This window comes from Paenibacillus xylanivorans (assembly GCF_001280595.1).
Classification (GTDB): domain Bacteria; phylum Bacillota; class Bacilli; order Paenibacillales; family Paenibacillaceae; genus Paenibacillus; species Paenibacillus xylanivorans.
Map to the genome: position 1 here is coordinate 141,485 of NZ_LITU01000060.1, position 18,792 is coordinate 160,276.

Sequence of the window (18,792 nt, forward strand, 5' to 3'; positions counted from 1 at the left end):
CAGCCCCTTCGCTTCATTATTGGCGTAAACATAGCCTTAGGTTGCAGGTTCCGATTAGTCCGCGCTTTCCGCAAGTTCGGCAATGCGTCGACTGGGTTCAGTGGTGTACTCTCCACCATGGTAACAAAGCACTTTCTCCAGCTTCAGGCCAAGCAGCCTTTTCAAACTGCGCATTGCTTCAGGCATGTCCGGTGTTGCGGGTGGAGAAGGACCCACCAATTCATCATCAACCACACGCAATTCATCGGCAGCGAGCAGGAACTGTTGCTCCCGGAAGTACAGGCAGATATGTCCTGGGGTGTGCCCTGGTGTATGAATGACCTGGATGCCTCCTTGTAGAGGCAGCATGTCACCGTCCTCAAGCACTTTCGATATTTTGAGCTCAGTTCGTTGTGAGATCAATTGTTCCGCCAGCTCCGCTATGGGGGCAGGCAGCATCGCCTTGCGTTCTGGTGTGAACTTTATCATGGGCTGTTTGCCCGTGATATACGGAATTTCATCGCTGTGCGCCCAGATTTCCACATCCGGAACAGCATTCACGAGGGCACCAAGGTTACCAATATGATCTATATCGGAATGTGTTAAAATAATCCGCTTGATATCGGACAGCTGAACGTTTTCATGTTCCAGTACGGACAGAAGTTCGGCGAATTGGCCAATCATGCCTGTATCCACAAGCGTAATGCCATCTTCATCGCGCAACATGACAGGGTAGATCGGGTTTTTCCCCGCAGGTGTGACAATGTGAAGATGTAGAGCTGTTATATCCGTGGATGGATTTTTCATATTGGTTTCCGGATCGAATCCGGAGCACCTCCTTTATAGAATAGAGTCATTGTGTATTTAATCATTTATCATGAATTGGTCAATTCTCTGGCTGATTATATTTCAAGTATTTTCTATATTGCTTCACCGTATCCAGGATGGATTCAAACTCTTGTTTCGCATCGTGATTCTCTCTGAGGATGGAAGCATAAGAAAAGTTGGAGTGAATAAGTTTATTTCGGAGTTGAAACACTTTGGTGATTTCCTCTTCAACGTTCTCCATTCCCGATTTCAGGGAAAGGCGTTGATTTTTTAATTCAGCTTGAAGGATCTCGATATTGGATAATGAACGATATGCGGGAGTTTTCATCAGCTGGATCGAATTAAATCTTTTTTGATGCGTAAGCTGGTATAGTTGATTCAGCAGTTCTTCAATAATCGTGCATAATTCAATTGTCCAAGAACTATATTTGCGTTCTTTCCGTTTTCGGGTAAGCTGTTTAACCTCTTCATCGTCCCATAGTTTATCCTTTTCGTGCAGTGGTGAGTCTATCTTTTGCTGAAGATTTTGAAATTCCTGTTCGATTAGTGCAATCTCATGTTTCGCTTCTTTTTTCTGTTTCTTGAAGTCTTCTTTGGTTAGCATACGTATCCTCCCTATAAGACCAATATGTGATCTTTCGATTATCTCATATTGACGTCATCAGTGCTTTAGAAACTAGAAGACGATTGACCCAAAATATGAAGAACTTCGGTTCAGAAGGGAAATACCTGATGTCCACAAAGATAGCGATTGTAACTGGAGCCAATTCAGGCATGGGTCTGGCAACCACCATTGAACTTGCAAGGCAAGGGTATCGCGTGATTATGGCGTGCCGCAGCGAGAAGCGCGGCCAGCAGGCTCTAGAGGAGGCACTGCGTCAGTCCGGCTCTACTGCGATTGAACTGATGCTGTGTGACCTGGGGTCACTGGAAAGCATCCGTCATTTTGCCCAATCATTCCGGGAGCGTTACGACACACTTGACGTTCTTGTTAATAATGCGGGTGTCGTTATGTTGAAGCGCCAGGAGACCTCGGACGGTTTCGAGCAAGGCATCGGTATTAACCATCTTGGACATTTTCTACTTACCTTACTCCTGATTGAGCCGTTGAAGGCTGCGGAGCAAGGGCGAATTGTGAATGTTTCGTCTGGTGCCTACAAAGCCGGGAAAATCCATTTCGAAGATCCCCATCTGAATAAAGGCTATAATCCAATCAAAAGTTATGCGCAATCCAAGCTGGCTAACGTATTGTTCACCCGAGTTCTGGCCCGCAAATTGGCGGATACCCGCATCACGGTGAACTGTCTTCATCCCGGTGCGGTCGGTACAAGTATTGGCGTAGATCGTAATACCGGTTTTGGCACACGCATTATGGCTTTGGTAGGCAAGTTACCGTTTTTCCTCTCTCCTGAAGATGGGGCGCAGACGGCGATTTATCTCGCCACAAGTCCTGAAGTTGCCGGGGTAACCGGACGTTACTTCTATCAACAAAAGGACCAGGAATTGAAAGTCCATGCGCTGGATACCGCAACTGCTGAGCGTTTCTGGACCTGGAGCGAAGAGCAAGTCGTACTCAGACCTGAAGAAAAATTGTAATTGCTGACTATTCGAAGCAGAAGAGGCGGCTTCTTTGTGGAGACAGAATTAGAGGCAGACCGTTATCCATATTAACGGTCTGCCTCTAACGTTATGTTTCAACCAATTCCTATTTGCGGCGCTCAGGCTTTGGCCTTTACAGCCTGCTGAATCATCTCAATAAATGCTTCAATGCGCTGAATGCCTTGATCGCCTTGACCGTACGCACGGACAGAGGCGGATGAGGCATTTTTCTCATTTTCCCCGAGTACGAGCGAGTAAGGCACTTTTTCCATCTGAGCTTCACGGATTTTGTAGCCGAGCTTCTCACTGCGCAAGTCTGTTTCTACCCGAATGCCGGCAGCCCGCAGCTGGCTCTGAACTTGAAGAGCATAGTCTGCGTAATGATCCGACACTGGCAGCAGCTTCACTTGCACGGGCGCGAGCCAGAGTGGAAACGCACCTGCATAATGTTCAGTCAGGATGCCGATGAAGCGATCGATGGAACCATAGATCGCACGGTGGATCACGACAGGGCGGTGTTTCAGACTATCCTCGCCAATATAAGTGAGATCAAACTTCTCGGGCATTTGAAAATCGAGCTGAATTGTTCCGCACTGCCAGCTGCGCTTCAGGGCATCGAGAATGTGGAAGTCAATTTTCGGACCGTAAAAGGCTCCGTCACCCTCGTTAATGCGGTATTTCACACCGCGCCGATCAAGTACATTTTGCAATGCTCTTTCTGCTTGATCCCACAGCTCTTCCGATCCCATGGAATCGTCCGGGCGAGTGGACAACTCAATGTTGTACTCAAATCCAAAGATGTCGTACATGCGTCCGATCAATGAAATCGCCTGATTGATCTCTTCCTCGATCTGTTCTGGCATGACATAGAGATGGGCATCATCCTGACAGAAAGTCCGTACCCGCATCATGCCATTCAGAGCACCTGAGAATTCATGGCGATGAACCTGACCGAATTCCATCATACGAATCGGCAGCTCGCGATAGGAATGAAGTGTATTTTTGAAAATCAACATATGTCCCGGACAGTTCATTGGTTTCAGTGCAAAAGTAGCATCGTCCACTTCCGAGAAATACATGTTGTCCTTATAGTGGTCCCAGTGACCGGATTGCTCCCACAGACGGTTGTTCATCATGAGCGGAGTACGCACTTCCTGATAGCCTTCCTGTAACTGCAATTCGCGGGAGAATTGCTCCAGTTCTGTGCGGACAGTCATGCCTTTGGGCAGATAGAACGGCATGCCGGGTGCCTCTTCGGAGAACATGAACAGTTCAAGCTCTTTGCCCAGTTTGCGGTGATCCCGTTTCTTCGCTTCTTCCAGCATGTGCAAATGTTCATCCAATTGGGCTTTGCTCGGGAAAGCAGTGCCGTAGATGCGTTGCAGCATTTTATTATCCGAGTTGCCGCGCCAGTACGCACCAGCCACATTCAGCAGCTTGAATGCCTTGATCCGACCAGTGGACGGAAGATGAGGGCCGCGACACAGATCGAAAAACTCTCCTTGATCATAAATCGAAAGCTCGGCGTCCTCTGGCAAATCCTGAATGAGCTCAAGCTTATACGGGTCCTGAATCTCTCCAAAGATGCGGAGTGCTTCCTCACGGCTAACTACCCGGCGGCTAATCTTTTCATTTTCTTTTATGATTTTGTTCATTTCCCGCTCAATGGCAGCCAAATCACTGATAGATAGAGCATGCTCCAGATCGACATCGTAATAAAATCCATCCTCAATGACAGGCCCGATGCCCAGCTTCACTTGTTCCGCACCGTAAATGCGTTTGAGAGCCTGTGCGAGCACATGAGCTGTGCTGTGTCGGTAACGATACAGACCTTCCGCACTGTCCAGTGTAACGATGACGAGTTCGCAATCTTGCTCAAGCACCCAATCGAGGTCGACATTTTTACCATTTACGATTCCGCCAATAGCTTGTTTGCCCAGACTTGAGCTGATGGATGAGGCGACATCTCCTACAGTGATACCTGCTTCGTAAGAACGTACAGCTCCGCCCTGCAAGCGAATTTCAATCGGATGTTGAGGTTGTTGTTGATCATTTGATTGATTGCTGGATTGGCTGTTTTTATTCGGATTACTCATGTGAACCACTCTCCAATATTCAAATTTGAAGCGCAAAAAACACCCGTCCCGGAAAAGGGACGAGTGCGCTCAGCTCGTGGTTCCACCCTAATTTGGTTATGAATGCTCCTGCAATCAGCCAGCCGCCGCAAGCAGGAAACATCATAACCCTCATTGGAATCCGTTATCGGGGATCAGGCGGTGAACTCTACTGACAGCTTTGCCCGGAATTCATTCAGTAAATCCGAAAAGCTGAGGTTCGAGGTCACGGCTGCAGAGGGGTAATTCCGGTCCGTTCGCTGAAGAAGGTTTCACCAATCCCTTCTCTCTCTGGGCAGCACGCAAACGAAATCTTGTCTCTGGTCATCGCCAAATATGCATAATCGATATCACTTAAATTGATCTTAATATCGTTGAAGTCTATATCAATATATTGGAACAGGTGTTATTGAGTGTAGATTATATCGATTGAAAATGAAAAGGTCAAGCCAATGTTTTTTTACCCATGTTCTGATTTTCCATCCCATATTAACCGAATGACGGTTCCTTCCCCAGAAGTCGATTGTACTTCGATGCGGCCCTTCATCGCTTCAATGAGCCCTTTGGTGACAGCCATACCAAGACCTGATCCGACATCCGATGTGCCTGTATCGGTGCCGCGATAGTATCGTTCGAACAGCTTCCAGACCGTTTCCGAGTCCATTCCTTGTCCATCATCGGCAAAATGAACACTGAATTCGCCTGCCTGCTCACCCGGGTGTACACTAACGGTCAAGGTCGAATCCGCTGGATTATGCAAAAGGGCGTTGGCGCTCAGATTATCCACAATGCGCTCAAATGATGGAATATGCACCTGACCGTAAACCGGGACTTCAGATGGCACAAATTTGATGCGATCCTCACCATATGCAGGATTACGTTCAGCGCGCTGGACAAGATCATGCAGCAACGTATTCACGTCAGTTTCCCCCACAGGTGGCTGGTATCCACCACTGCGCAAGCGGTAAGTCATGGCAAGATCGTTTACAAGCCGGTCCATATACATGGACTTCTCCAGCATAATGCCCGCGAATTCTCTTACTTCTTCCGAGGACCAGTTGTATTTCTCTGCTTCAAGCATATGGGCGTATCCCTGAATGGAGGACAGAGGCGTTTTGAGGTCATGCGTTATTCCGGCGATCCATTCCTCACGCAGAGACTCGGTCTGTTTTCGAAGCTCTTCATCACGTTTGAGTGTAGTGGACAACGTCTGAATGGAGCGAAGCACTTCGGCGTATACCTGATATTTCCGGCTCCATTTCCCTTTGCCATTTTGGCTGCGAGGCTTGCCACGGGCGCCTGTCGGTTCCTCATAATGCCCTTGTTCGAGACGCTGAAGCCATTGGAGCATGTGCATCATGGGATAACCAAAACGGTTGGCATACCAGAGAGCGAGCAGGACCAGCAGGGTAATGATGGATAGAAGGAGCGCAACCAGCGCAGGTCCAAAAATAAAACCATAGGGATTCTCATCCACAACAGCAGAACTGCTGCTGGCAAATGGCACGCTGAGCATCCAGGTAGACTGGTTCTGATCATCATAGCTTGTAGCTGTAGTCATCCCGTATCGATTGGGATATCGTGTACGCAGAATAATATCCTGTGTGCTATAGGTGCTTTGTGAACCCATGGCGGGTTTGTTAAAGGAGGCAAAGTTCTGTCCTTCTTCATCCAATACTTGAATATAGGCGTTTGCAGAACGAATCGCTTCCTTCTGTTCCGACTGTAGTACAAGCTTACCGTTAGCGTATCGACTATTCTCACGGGCTTGTTCCAGTAAGCCTTCAGCCTGACTGCGTTCTCCGTAAAGCAGGGTGAAGTACGTTCCGTTTTTCTCACGAATAAGCAAGTATAACTGATAGGGGAAAGGTTTCTTTGCCTCCCAGTACGCAATGAGTTCTCCTGGTTTGTAGTGATCAGGGACATCAGCAGGCGTATGGAAAGCATCAATGACGTTCCCTTTTTCATCGAGAACCTGAAGCCATCCGCCATTCTCATCCACACGCTTCAGTAACTCTGGATCATAGCGGACAGTGCCATTTGGCAAAATTTCCGCTGTGCTGATTAATTGATCGATGCCGACTGAGGCAAAGTCCTCAACCAGAATTACCTCATTCAACTGGTCAAGGACCCAGAAGGATACAGCTCCGCCCAATACGATAATCACGGCCACGGCTCCAGCAAGCATCCCGATAAACCTTGTCATCAATCTGCGGCGAATACTCATGTGTGTGACACGTTTTCCGGCTGAATCAGCTTATAACCCAGACCACGGACATTGACGAGGAACGCAGGGTTAGAAGGATCAGCTTCAATGCGTTCCCGAATGCGATGAATATGAACCATAACGGTGTTGTCATCACTGATGGCTTCAGACCCCCATACCCGTTCATATAAGTCCGATTTGGTGAAAATTCGATTGGGATTTTTACAAAAGAAGAGCAACAGTTGAAATACAAGCGCTGGACAGGATACGGCCTGTCCTTCAACCCGAAGTTCACCGGCCTGTTCCAGCACCTGGAATCGTCCAAAGTCATACATTCCTGTTCGAATGTTATGAAGTGACGTATTTGCGTCATAAGAGGAGTGATCCGGGATCGTCGCAATTCTAGAAGGCAAATAACGTTTAAGTAATGATTTGATTCGAGCCACCACTTCGAGAGGATTAAATGGTTTGATGACATAATCGTCGCCGCCGACGGCGAATCCGGTTAATTTATCATAATCCGTTGTTTTGGCAGTTAGAAACAGGATGGGAGCATCGGTGACCTGTCGCAGAAAAGGACAGATTTCCAGTCCGCTTTTGCCGGGAAGCATGATATCCAGCACAATACAGTGATAAGTCTTGTTACTACAGGCTTCGATTGCGGCTTCGCCTGTTGTGACGGTATCGATATCGATAAACTGCTCTTTGAGCAGAACGGTTTTGAGCATATGCAGAATCGCTTGTTCATCATCAACAAGCAGCAATGAGACGTGATCCATGTTGACCTCCTGTAGTTCCCTTTTTGTTTATTGCTAATCATACCACCTGAAAGGCAGGTTTAGCTTACAGTCAATCTTAACGGAATCTTAATTATAAAGCGTCAGAGGTGATCACAGTTTAACTACATGTAAGGAAGAGTTAGACGAAGGATAAGATTCATTCTGTACACTTAACCAGAAAGCAAAATGCTCAGGAGAAGGAGTGCAGAGAAATGAATAAATCAACTCGGGACCCTAACATAAAGGATCAGCACCTGAATCATGTGAACATAGATACGGAAACCGGACGTACTGTACTTACGAAATCACAGAGTAGAAAGAGTTGGAGAATGCTTGCCATTGCGCTGGGAGCATGCATCTTCCTGTCTGCCTGTAGTAACTCGGTGACATCCGAACAGGCAGAGCAACCTTCGGTGGAACAGACATCGAATATGTCTTCAACAGGTGATGGCACGAATAATACACAGAATTCAGGTCCAGAGGAGGGCGCGATGGTTACACCAGACAATTTTATCGATACATTGATGAAAGGTTCGAAGGATGTGATCTATAACCAGTTTAGTCTGGAACTTAAGGAAGAAGTAACGCTGGAACAATTCAAAGAGGCTACCGACAATTTTCTGAAGGATGTAACTTCTTGGGATCAAGTGGTCAATGCCAAAATGAATAACTTGGCCGAGCATGCGTGGAGGGATCAAACCGGGACAAAAGGGGTTCGAGTCTACTTCACGGAAGACAATCAGATTGTCAGTCTGTCCATCCAGCCTTTGGAAACCCATGAGGATACAGATCTGAAATTGACTCAAACCGAGTTCAAATTGCCGATGAAGGGTGAATGGTATGTATTCTGGGGAGGTAACGATGTCTTATCGAACTATCACTATGAGCACGAAACGCAGCGCTACGCGCTGGACATCATTCGAGCGAAAAAGGGGTTCAGCTATGATGGAGATTCACAGCTGAATGAGAGTTACTATGCGTATGGAGAGCCGCTCCATGCAGCCGCGGATGGCACGGTAGTCGAGATTAAGAACGATATTTCCGATAATACACCGGGTGTCATGAATGCTGAAGAACCAGCTGGCAACTTTGTGGTCATTGACCATGGTCATGGAGAATATAGTATTACCGCACATATTAAAGAAGGCACTATATCGGTCAAAAAAGGAGATAAAGTCAAGCAGGGAGATCTCATTGGAGAGCTGGGCAACTCGGGGAACTCCAGCGAAGCTCACCTGCACTTCCAGGTATCGGACGGCCCCGATCTGTTCACTTCCCGTTCCGTTAACATTCGTTGGGCGGATCAGAGCCAGCAGTTAACCCGGGGAAAGACCATCCAGGGATTGCCTGAGTAATTACGGGGCTGATCGAATGTTTGGGGGATGACGCCAGCTTCCTTCCTCCGTTATAATACCGTCATAAGATAGATTCGATCTGGATGATGGAGGAGTAGACATGGAGCAGGATAGTGTGCAGATTGAGTATGCGCGTCGTGAGGACTTGCCAAGGATTGTGGCGATCTATAATTCCACGATTGAAAGCCGTATGGTGACGGCGGATTTGGAGCCGGTGACCGTAGAACAACGTATTCCGTGGTTTGAGGAGCATTCATCCGATCATCGTCCACTCTGGGTGATGAGGCATAAAGGACAGGTTGTGGCCTGGGCCAGCCTGAGTTCGTTTTATGGACGCCCTGCGTACAATGGGACGGTGGAGGTCAGTGTGTATGTGGATCAGCAGTGCCGGGGAATTGGGGCTGGCGGACGCTTGCTGAACACGATTTTTGACGCTTGTCCTGCGCTTGGAATCAAGACGATTCTGGGCTTTGTCTTTGGACATAATGAACCGAGTCTGGGATTATTGCGCAAGCATGGCTTTGAACAGTGGGGATACTACCCTGAAGTGGCTGTGCTGGATGGCATCAACCGGGATTTGGCGATCTTGGGCAAAAAAATATAATATAACGATGTTTCAAAACAAATGAAAACCTCCAGATCCGCAGCGCGTGGATTGGAGGTTATTTTTGCTTACATAGAACAAATATTGCATGACTTAGATGCGCGAGACGCCAAGCCTTTGTTTAATATCCTGAATCTGTGCCAAATGACGCTCTTCATGATAGCTTGCAAAGTCGACCCACTGAGCCAGATCCATCTCACCGAAAACCGGGTGAAGAAAGGATTTGCTTCGCAGCAGTTCAGCATCATGATCTTGTGCAACGTGCATCAGCGCCTGATGCGATTCTTCCAAATCGTAGCGTACATTCGCCAGCGTTTCCGGTACCGCAGGAGGCTGGAGATGAGCCGGTGCGTCGACAGAGTGGCTGCGATCTAATGTAAGCTCATATGGTTTTTTGTCCACAGAAACGGTCTGTTCCTTCTCTAGCGCCGCGTGGGCTTGCTTCACAATTAGGCTTTCCATCAGATTCAGGTGACGGAGAACTTGCATCGTACTCCAGTGGTCAGGTGTCGGTTTAAGGTTCAATTGTTCTTCATTAAGCCCAGAGATCGCTTCCCAGATTTGGTTCCGAATGTCGTCATTACGAGTGAACATCGTGCAAATCTCTCCTTTATATGAGTTCTATGATGTCAGCTTGTGTAAGGGCAGTGCCTAAAATGTGGATGCTTAATATACATCATAGAGGATACGAAAGGTGAATGCGAAGGTATGTTTTATTTTACTTGTTAGTTGAAGTTGTGTAGGTGAGAATGAAGCTTTTTTTAAAAAACAACCCATTTCAAATCATACCATCGCCAAAAAAAGGATTGACGCTAAGTACCGCGGGACTCTATAATCGATAACAAGTAACTTGATATGTAAGGAGTCCTGACATGGTATGTTAGTGATTGACGAGGTGTATCACCATACAGCATTGCAAATATCATCGTCCGAATTATTGTACCTTATCCAACAGCTCAAGGTCAAAAAAGAAAATGAGATCGAAACGCTCAAACATAAAATTGAACAATTCAAGCAAAAAAAACGTGCGGAAGAAGTCGCTTATCAATCTCTGTCGACAGTACGCAAATGGTTCGCAGGGCGCCCCGCATCCCATCACCAGGCGGTGGAATATATGGTCCAGGTGAAGGAACGTTTTCGCAAAATGGAGCAGATTCGGCGGCGGATACGAGAATTGGACCGCATTGCCGAACGAATCAAGCATCTGGACAGCATCGAACGGGACGAGATCGAGCTTACGCCCGAAACGATCCGGGAGATTAGACAGCTTGGGGAAACGGAGGATGTATAAGCATGACTTTGGAGACGTTAAGCTCCGGGATCGATACGGTCTGGGTCGTATTGAGTGCAGCCATGATTTTGTTGATGGAGGGCGGGTTCGCTCTGCTGGAAGCTGGCTTTGTACGTTATAAAAATAGCGTGAATATTATTATGAAGGTTTTCGCCGACATTACGATCGGGACATTGCTTTTCTATGCCATCGGATTTGGTTTGATGTATGGTTCCGATGCAGGAGGTTTGGTAGGTATAACCGGATTTTTTCTGAATGGAGACCTGTCTCACCTGGACGTGCCAGTATCACTGGAAACATTCTGGCTGTTCCAGGCCGCGTTTACCATTGCCGTCATTTCCATCGTATCGGGTGCTGTGGCTGAGCGGATTAACTTTCGAGCCTACCTGCTGTACATCATATTGATGACGGCAATTATTTATCCAATTGGTGGACACTGGGCATGGGGCGGCGGTTGGCTCAGCAAGCTGGGCATGCAGGATTTTGCCGGTTCTGCGGTCATTCACGCGTTGGGTGGGTTCTCCGCACTGGCCGCAGCGATTATTATTGGGCCGCGTAAAGGAAAATACACGCCGCTTGGCGTGAGTGCCATTGCGCTTCGGAGCAATCTGCCACTAGCGTCTGTAGGCGCATTTTTGCTATGGTTCGGCTGGTTTGGCTTCAACGCAGGAAGTACGCTCAGCGCAACAGACGTAAGGATCGGTCACATTGCCATCGTTACGATGTTGTCTGCTGCCTCGGGCGGAGCGGTTACACTACTCTACACATTGTTCCGTTTCAATCGCTCGGATGCACCATCCGTCATTAATGGCTCGCTTGCCGGTTTGGTAGGTATCACTGCGGGTTGTGCTTTTGTCAGTGATGTGGCTGCGATATTCATCGGGGCGGTATCGGGATTGCTTATGATGGCTGCAACGAACTGGCTGGACCGCAGGCAGATTGATGATCCGGTGGGTGCGTTCCCTGTTCATGCTGTATCCGGGATGTGGGGAACGATTGCCGTGGGTTTGTTTGCAACCGATGGGGGCTTGTTCATGGGAGGTGGCTGGAGGCTGCTAGGTGTTCAGGCGCTCGGCCTCACGGCTTTGGTCGTCTGGGGATTTGTCATGACCTGGATCGGTCTGAAGCTGATTGGTAAGATTGTTCCTGTCCGTTCCACGGAAGAAGAGGAAGATCTGGGCCTGGATATTAGTTATCATGGTGTAATGGCTGCCCACCAGTCGCATGAATTTCTGGATAGCGAGGAGCATATTCGTGCTTTCCAGGATGATCCACCGAATCGGAATCGTTAGGGATGGGATGGATCATAAGGAAGGAGGCTGACAGCGAATGTCAGTCTCTTTTTTTGCTAGAAGCAGGGAAAGAAGAGGCAACGGAAGAATATAGAGGTGTGAACCTGAATATGTCTCACCATAGATGTATTGTCAGAAGGGGAGGATCTGTATGATTAAACCTGAACAATGTGAACGTCTGACCAGAAAAGCTCGGAAAACACTTGAGGAATATGGATTGGGTAATGCTGCGGATCTGCTGTTATCTTCAAGCCGTTGGGGAATTCGCCTTGATGTATCGACAGTGGATGAGTATCGCAGAACAGGAAATTCACGTGTAGGTGGAGATCCGGATCTGCCGGAGAACATGAAATGGCCTTTGACACAGGATGGAGTACCCATGACTTTCCTGGCCCAGTTGAATCTTGTGGATTTGACGCCATATACGCCAAATGATGGGCGCGGGAATTTGCCCGAACGGGGCATGTTATACTTTTTCATTGGTGTGGATGAGCCTGCTTATCATATTGAGCATCGTGTGATTTACGAGCCGGACGCTCATAACCTGACAAGGCGAGAGCCTGCGGGCGAAACTGCGCTGAATCAGGACGATTTTGTAGCACATTCGGTAACGGTGCTGCCTAACCTTGAGTTTCCTACATATGCGTACATCGATTCGCTGGCTCTGAATGCGCTCGCTGCCCCGCTATCTGGTGGGAAAGTAGCCGTCGAAGGGGAGGAAGGCCTATATGACCGATACCTCGAATTCGAGTCCAGCTGGAATCATCCGAGTACACAGAACTGGGGTGGCATGTTTGGATATCCTGACGGTCAACATCCGGATGCAGAACATCAGGCGCTGTTACAGATCGTACTTGGTGAAGAGTATACTTATGACGAGCAGGCGTGTGAAAAGAAGCTGACTGCTCATTATGGCGGAGATGAGGAACGGACAAAACAAGAGCTTTCGGATACACTGCTTCTATTGAAAATTGATACACATGATGCTATCGGTTTTCAATGGTGGGACTGTGGAGAGCTGCAATTTTTCATTCGCAAGGCTGACTTGCTCGCGGGACGATTCGATCAAACGTATTGTTCATTATATTCAAGTTAAGTCCATGTTTGTTATCATAAAAGCAACAAAATGTCCCAAATTCCGTCTATAGAGGGAGGAGGGACTTTTTTGTTCGTCATTGTTGGATTATGGACATAGCTGGTTTATATATAAAGGGGGAATATATGGATTGATTAGCGATCGTACGTTCTGTATAATGGGATAAAAAGGGAGTGTTTCTGTTGATTCAATCCGCATTTAAACATATTGATGTAGCAGTGACATCATTAATCAATTTATGTGATCAACTATCGGAGCAGGACTTGGCTTTAACTCCGATCGAAGGCAAACGGCCGGTTGGAGAATTGCTTTCTCATCTATCCATCATTTGTCGTGCAGATGTACATATTTCGGAGGGCGCTTCCGAAGAGGAGATGGCTTTGTTTTACGAGGAAAATCAGCCGAATACGCTCAGTGAGATCAAGGGAGCTCTTATTGCGAATCAGATGTACCTCTACCATCGATACAGACAATTTAATACGGAGGAATTATTACAGGTGACTGACTCCTATTGGGGAGCTTCGTACAGTCGTCTGGAGTGGTTGCTTGAGATTATGGGGCATGTGTATCACCACAGGGGCCAACTGCATACGATGCTGACGCTGACTGGTATAGAGCCCAAAGTGGCACTGTTTGAATAGAAAAAAAGATCCATAATACGAGATTTTGCTTGAATAGAAACAAGATTAGATAGAATACATAGAGCCTGTTATCCGCAACAAGCAACGGTTAAATCGGGATTAGATCGACGATACTATACTTTACTGATAGGGATTACCAAATGGAAGGTAACAATACTACATAGGTTGAGAGAAATAGACTGAACATATTCGAAACTGTATCGGGTTACGATAATTGAACCCATTATGAAAGGGTATTCAGTATACTGGAAATATAACGTTTTTACCCTTTTTCCGAGCACGATGATTTTCGCAGATCCATTTTCTAGTGGTATACTTTGATCAAGCAATGATTCAGGGAATGGAAAGGAATAATGCCGTGGCACAGCCAGCAACCATTCTGCTTGTGGATGATGAGCAGGATATTATTAAACTGATGGAGATTTATTTTGGCAATGAAGGGTATCGGGTTCTGACAGCGAGTGATGGGATCGAGGCGCTTAAGCAATTGAAGAAAGAGTCGATTGACCTGATTATTCTGGATGTCATGATGCCGAATATGGACGGAATCGAAGCATGTATGAAAATTCGGGAAGAGCAGAAAATGCCGATCATTATGCTGTCCGCCAAAAGCATGGATATGGATAAAATCACAGGGCTGAGCATCGGTGCTGATGATTATGTGACCAAGCCGTTTAACCCGCTTGAACTTGTGGCACGGGCAAAGTCACAGCTACGCAGGTACCATACTTTCAATGAAGGCCGGGAGAACAAGGAGCATGAATGGGTGATTGACGATCTGGTCATCAATACCGATACCCATGAGGTCTGGGTGGATGAGCAGCCTGTTCGTCTGACTCCCCGTGAATTCGCCGTTCTGGAGCTGCTGGCGCGCCATCAAGGCTCTGTGCTGAGTATGGAGCAGATCTACAGACAGGTCTGGAAAGAGGAATTTATGGAGTCCAATAACACAGTCATGGTGCATATCCGCAAGATTCGAGAGAAAATCGAACTCGACAGCAAACATCCCAAGTTCATACAGACGGTATGGGGTGTTGGGTATAAGATGATCAAACCACAATAAGCACGTGCGTCTACAAGGTTAATTGGATACAGAGCGTGAGCAGGGAGTTCCGAGATGAATTCAAAATTAATTAACACAGTCCGCTGGAAATTTATCTACGCATTTTTGCTGAGTGGCATTTTGACAGCGGCTATTTTGTATGGGGGCAGCAAAGTTGTACGATTCATTCTGAAAGCTCAGACCTATCCTGATTATTCACTCCCTGCAAGGGGCATCAGGTGGCTGGTGAATAATATTGGGTCGTTGCCATTAATGATTATAGTTGGCATACTTGGCTTTGTGCTGTTCTTTTTCCTGTTTACGCGTAGGTTGATGCTGGTTCTGGATGAGATTACGGCGGGAATTCAGGAGGTTGCCAAAGGAGAACTGTCTCATCGGATCGAGGTAAAGACATCGGATGAATTTGGCGTTGTCGCTGCCAGCATTAATCAGATGGCTGAACAATTGCAGCTGTCATTGCAGGAGGAGCGTAGTGCGGTCGCTGCCAAGAATGATTTGATTACAGGCATTTCTCATGATTTGAGGACACCACTTACCTCCATTCTCGGATTTTTGGAGTACATAGAGAAGGATCGGTATCAGGATGAAATTGAGATGCGCTATTACGTGAGCATTGCGTACGAAAAATCCTTGACATTAAGGAAGCTGATCGACGATTTGTTCGAATATACCCGTGTCAGTGGCGGGAGCTTGCCCTTGTCATTGACTTCCCTGAACCTCAGCCCGTTTCTGATGCAGCTTGCGGAAGAGTTTGCTCCGATGCTGGAAGAGGCGGGCATGACATACAAGATCATCGGTGGACAAGAACCTTTATGGATTCAGGCCGCTCCTGGGGAGCTTGTTCGTGCATATGAGAACCTGTTCAGTAACGCAATCCGTTACGGGGCACAGGGGAAAGTGATGGAGATCGCGTTGTCTCTGGAAGGTGAAGAAGCCGTGGTGCGCATCAGCAATTACGGTGAACCGATTCCGGCACAAGATTTGCCACATTTATTTGATCGATTCTACCGGGTGGACAAGTCCCGATCTCGTGATACGGGCGGCACCGGACTGGGGCTGGCTATTGCCAAGTCAATGATAGAATTACATCAAGGAAGTATAGCTGCCTACAGTGAACAGGGCCGAACCGATTTTGTTACGCGTTTCCCTGTAACTGCTGCTCCGATGAACAGAGATCAAGCGGAACGGTAACCGGGCAGAATTCTCGTCCGATGTATTAGATCTTGCTTGGTTCAACATATATGCAATTGCTTAATTAAGAAAATGATAAGAAGTTACCCACTTCCTCATTAAGAAATACTCGGTATTCTTAACCTCAATCGTACACATGAGCTGTAAAATTGAGGAGGATGCCGAATATGAGATTATTATTACGTACAGTCAGACTGAGATACATATATATCTGCGGAGCAAGCGCGTTACTTAGCGCAGCGCTCCTATTTGTCGTTTATCATATGTTACGTTTTGCCCACCATCATCTCCTGTCTGAGACAACAGGGATAACTCGCGTTATGTATTGGGTGATAAACCATATCGGTACAACGCCTTTGGTTATATTCATCGGGGGTGGTTTGTTTGCCTTATTTTTTTGGATTCGATCGCAGAAGATTGCAGATGACCTCAAGGTGATTGGTCGTGGAACTCATGAACTGGCACATGGCCGAATTCCAGCACAGATTGAAGTGATGAACGGCGGGGAACTGCGGCAGATTGCTGCCGATTTGAATGAAGTTGCCGTACGTATACAAGCAGAGCGGTTAAACAGTTCAGACCATGAATGGATAGATAGAGAGGTGAGAGGTGAAGATTGGTTCGGAAAGCAACGTATTCAAGAAGAGTTGGATGGATCACAATCGGGCCGCTTAAGTACCGACCTGCCGATTAAACTGACTCTCTATGGTGTTCGTTCCTCGCTGGATACGATTATGGAGGGACGCTGTCATGATGAAGCAGAGATTCAGCACTGGGTCAGGCTGGCGTATGAACAGACGTTAAGGCTGGAACTTGCTCTGGATTCCATGGAAATGAAGCCACAGGAACATTCTGGTTCCATTCCACATGTATTCAGGGAGCCTGAATGTTGAGATCCAGCATAAGGCGGGGAATCTATCACATATTTGATGCATCTGTAGTGATCGTTATTTTGCTTGCGTGTGGCTATATCTATCTGGTTGCTTACGGCGAAGGTGTACTTCGCAATCATCCTGGGGCCATATCACTGGCCTCTTCCACCATCATTATGAATGCCGACGGAACAGAAATCTCGAGATTACAAGTACAAACCAAGGGATATATGGAATATGCCGATTTGAAGGACATGCCCGATCTGTTAAAGCAGGCGTTTCTGGCTACGGAAGATCGACGTTTTTATAATCATGACGGACTGGATTTTATCGGGATTGGCAGGGCGGTTGTGCAGGATGTTTTACATATGAACCTGAGTCAGGGAGGCAGCTCCATCACACAGCAACTGGCCAGAAATCTGTACTTGAACGGAGATAAAACGCTGGTTCGCAAGGTGAATGAGATGTCGATTGCCATGGCGATGGAAAAGAGATTTAGCAAGGATGAGCTCTTGGAGCTGTATCTGAATCATATTTATATGGGACGTCAGCAGTACGGGGTTAAAGCGGCGGCGTGGCGCTACTTCGGGATTAAGGATTTACATCAGCTGGAGATCTGGCAAATGGCTGCGCTCGCCGGAATTCCGAAGGGACCTTCCATATACAATCCGGTGGATCGGGAAGATCTGTCCAAAGAGAGGCGTTCTGTGGTTCTTGGCATCATGCATGAGCAAGGAATTATTACTAAGGGACAAATGGAGGAAGCGCGAAGTGTGGACTATACACCGCAAGATACAACCTCTTCATCGACTCCAGGCTCGCCAGTGCCTGCCTACGTGTCTGCCTCGGATGCGGTGATTGAGGAGGCTTCTCGCCTCACAGGCAAAAGTGTAGCAGAGATTCAATCCGCAGGCTGGACCATTCGTACGGGGTTGGATGATCAAGCGCAGCTTGCGATGGAGCATGCATTCGGCGAATCTTCCAGGTTCACCGATGATCGTAAGGATGAGCAAGTGCAGGCGAGTATGGTCATCATGGACCAACATAACGGTGAGGTCAAAGCGATGATGGGCGGACGTGATCCTGTTAAAGGAGGCATCAACCGGGCGATTACAGATGCCAGGCAACCTGGTTCTGCATTCAAGCCCATTATTGCATATGGACCCGCATTGGAATCCGGGCGGTTTAAGCCGGAGAGTATATTGCCTGATCAACGCATGAAATATGGGAGTTATCAACCGAGCAATCTGGGTGGGCGTTACAGAGGTACAGTTACGATGTCACAAGCCATTGAACATTCCATCAATGCTCCGGCCGTATGGCTGCTGCATGAGACAGGGCTGGGACGCGCACATCAATTTGCTGATCGATTGGGTATTGAACTGGGCAAGGAGGATCTCAATCTGTCGATTGCCTTGGGTGGCTTGCATAAGGGGGTATCCCCACTGAAAATGGCTCAGGCTTACGCCGTCTTTGCCAATAACGGCAAGTTTAATACGGCACATCTGATTCGTGAAATTACGGATTTACGTGGTCGGACAATCTATACTTTTAAGCCAGAGAATAAACAGGTGATCTCCACCAGCACGGCAACGGCTATGACCCGTATGCTCCAAAATGTGGTCAGTCAGGGAACAGGCAGTAGAGCACAGCTGAGTCAGCATAAGGTAGCGGGAAAGACAGGAACAACGCAGGCTGCATTACCTGGTGTAAGCAAGGAAGCCAATCGGGATCTGTGGTTCGTGGGATATACCGGCACGTGGACGGCAGCAGTCTGGATGGGATTTGATCGTACGGATGCAGATCATTATATGAGATCAGGAAGTGGTGTGGCGGCGGATTTATTTGCGTCGGTTATGAAGCGTGCTTTGCCATAAAAGAG

Annotated in this window: 17 protein-coding genes; 11 read left to right on the forward strand and 6 right to left on the reverse strand. The window is 47.5% G+C overall.

Features of this window, described 5'->3' with window-relative positions; all coding sequences use genetic code 11:
* Positions 1-54: 54 nt before the first annotated feature.
* Positions 55-786 carry an MBL fold metallo-hydrolase gene (locus AMS66_RS16015; RefSeq protein ID WP_053781752.1) on the reverse strand — a complete coding sequence of 244 codons (732 nt, stop codon included), beginning with the start codon at positions 784-786 and terminating at the stop codon, positions 55-57.
* 79 nt (positions 787-865) lie between these two features.
* Positions 866-1,411, reverse strand: coding sequence for a hypothetical protein (locus AMS66_RS16020; RefSeq protein ID WP_053781753.1), 546 nt, complete (start codon positions 1,409-1,411; stop codon positions 866-868).
* A gap of 128 nt (positions 1,412-1,539) precedes the next feature.
* On the opposite strand from AMS66_RS16020, the gene AMS66_RS16025 reads away from it, so the two are divergent.
* Complete coding sequence (locus tag AMS66_RS16025; protein ID WP_053781754.1) at positions 1,540-2,403, forward strand: SDR family oxidoreductase; 864 nt, start codon at positions 1,540-1,542, stop codon at positions 2,401-2,403.
* Positions 2,404-2,525: 122 nt separating this feature from the next.
* Here the strand turns inward: AMS66_RS16025 and thrS are convergent, their stop codons facing one another.
* The 3 genes from thrS to AMS66_RS16040 all read right to left on the reverse strand — a co-directional run bounded on the left by thrS (position 2,526) and on the right by AMS66_RS16040 (position 7,505).
* Positions 2,526-4,502 carry a threonine--tRNA ligase gene (gene thrS / locus AMS66_RS16030; RefSeq protein WP_236703434.1) on the reverse strand — a complete coding sequence of 659 codons (1,977 nt, stop codon included), beginning with the start codon at positions 4,500-4,502 and terminating at the stop codon, positions 2,526-2,528.
* A gap of 478 nt (positions 4,503-4,980) precedes the next feature.
* Positions 4,981-6,747 carry a sensor histidine kinase gene (locus tag AMS66_RS16035; RefSeq protein ID WP_053781755.1) on the reverse strand — a complete coding sequence of 589 codons (1,767 nt, stop codon included), beginning with the start codon at positions 6,745-6,747 and terminating at the stop codon, positions 4,981-4,983.
* Entirely contained in the window at positions 6,744-7,505 is a 762-nt protein-coding gene (locus tag AMS66_RS16040; RefSeq protein ID WP_053781756.1) for a response regulator transcription factor, read from the reverse strand. Before AMS66_RS16040 ends, AMS66_RS16035 begins: the two co-directional genes overlap by 4 nt.
* Positions 7,506-7,717: 212 nt before the next feature.
* Between AMS66_RS16040 and AMS66_RS16045 the strand changes: the two genes are divergently transcribed.
* Together AMS66_RS16045 and AMS66_RS16050 are read left to right on the forward strand one after the other, a co-directional pair.
* Positions 7,718-8,860: a M23 family metallopeptidase gene (locus tag AMS66_RS16045; protein ID WP_053781757.1), complete on the forward strand. Its 1,143-nt coding sequence runs from the start codon at positions 7,718-7,720 to the stop codon at positions 8,858-8,860.
* Between the two features lie 100 nt (positions 8,861-8,960).
* Complete coding sequence (locus tag AMS66_RS16050; protein WP_053781758.1) at positions 8,961-9,464, forward strand: GNAT family N-acetyltransferase; 504 nt, start codon at positions 8,961-8,963, stop codon at positions 9,462-9,464.
* 93 nt (positions 9,465-9,557) lie between these two features.
* Here the strand turns inward: AMS66_RS16050 and AMS66_RS16055 are convergent, their stop codons facing one another.
* On the reverse strand, positions 9,558-10,058 hold the full coding sequence (locus AMS66_RS16055) for a DinB family protein (RefSeq protein ID WP_053781759.1): 501 nt from the start codon (positions 10,056-10,058) through the stop codon (positions 9,558-9,560).
* 283 nt (positions 10,059-10,341) lie between these two features.
* On the opposite strand from AMS66_RS16055, the gene AMS66_RS16060 reads away from it, so the two are divergent.
* The 8 genes from AMS66_RS16060 to AMS66_RS16095 all read left to right on the forward strand — a co-directional run bounded on the left by AMS66_RS16060 (position 10,342) and on the right by AMS66_RS16095 (position 18,787).
* A complete protein-coding gene (locus AMS66_RS16060) occupies positions 10,342-10,755 on the forward strand; it encodes a hypothetical protein (protein WP_053781760.1) in 414 nt (137 codons plus the stop codon).
* Positions 10,756-10,757: 2 nt separating this feature from the next.
* On the forward strand, positions 10,758-12,047 hold the full coding sequence (locus AMS66_RS16065) for an ammonium transporter (RefSeq protein WP_053781761.1): 1,290 nt from the start codon (positions 10,758-10,760) through the stop codon (positions 12,045-12,047).
* Positions 12,048-12,198: 151 nt separating this feature from the next.
* Complete coding sequence (locus AMS66_RS16070; protein ID WP_053781762.1) at positions 12,199-13,143, forward strand: DUF1963 domain-containing protein; 945 nt, start codon at positions 12,199-12,201, stop codon at positions 13,141-13,143.
* A 173-nt stretch (positions 13,144-13,316) separates the two neighbouring features.
* Positions 13,317-13,784, forward strand: a complete 468-nt coding sequence (locus tag AMS66_RS16075) for a DinB family protein (RefSeq protein ID WP_236703435.1) — start codon at positions 13,317-13,319, stop codon at positions 13,782-13,784.
* 340 nt (positions 13,785-14,124) lie between these two features.
* Positions 14,125-14,847 (forward strand): response regulator transcription factor, encoded by a 723-nt coding sequence (locus AMS66_RS16080; RefSeq protein ID WP_407944548.1) that lies wholly within the window; start codon positions 14,125-14,127, stop codon positions 14,845-14,847.
* A 54-nt stretch (positions 14,848-14,901) separates the two neighbouring features.
* Entirely contained in the window at positions 14,902-16,038 is a 1,137-nt protein-coding gene (locus AMS66_RS16085; protein ID WP_053781764.1) for a sensor histidine kinase, read from the forward strand.
* Between the two features lie 167 nt (positions 16,039-16,205).
* On the forward strand, positions 16,206-16,931 hold the full coding sequence (locus AMS66_RS16090) for a hypothetical protein (protein WP_144424509.1): 726 nt from the start codon (positions 16,206-16,208) through the stop codon (positions 16,929-16,931).
* Positions 16,925-18,787: a transglycosylase domain-containing protein gene (locus tag AMS66_RS16095; protein ID WP_053781766.1), complete on the forward strand. Its 1,863-nt coding sequence runs from the start codon at positions 16,925-16,927 to the stop codon at positions 18,785-18,787. The genes AMS66_RS16090 and AMS66_RS16095 overlap by 7 nt, the downstream gene beginning before the upstream one ends.
* Positions 18,788-18,792 lie beyond the last annotated feature (5 nt).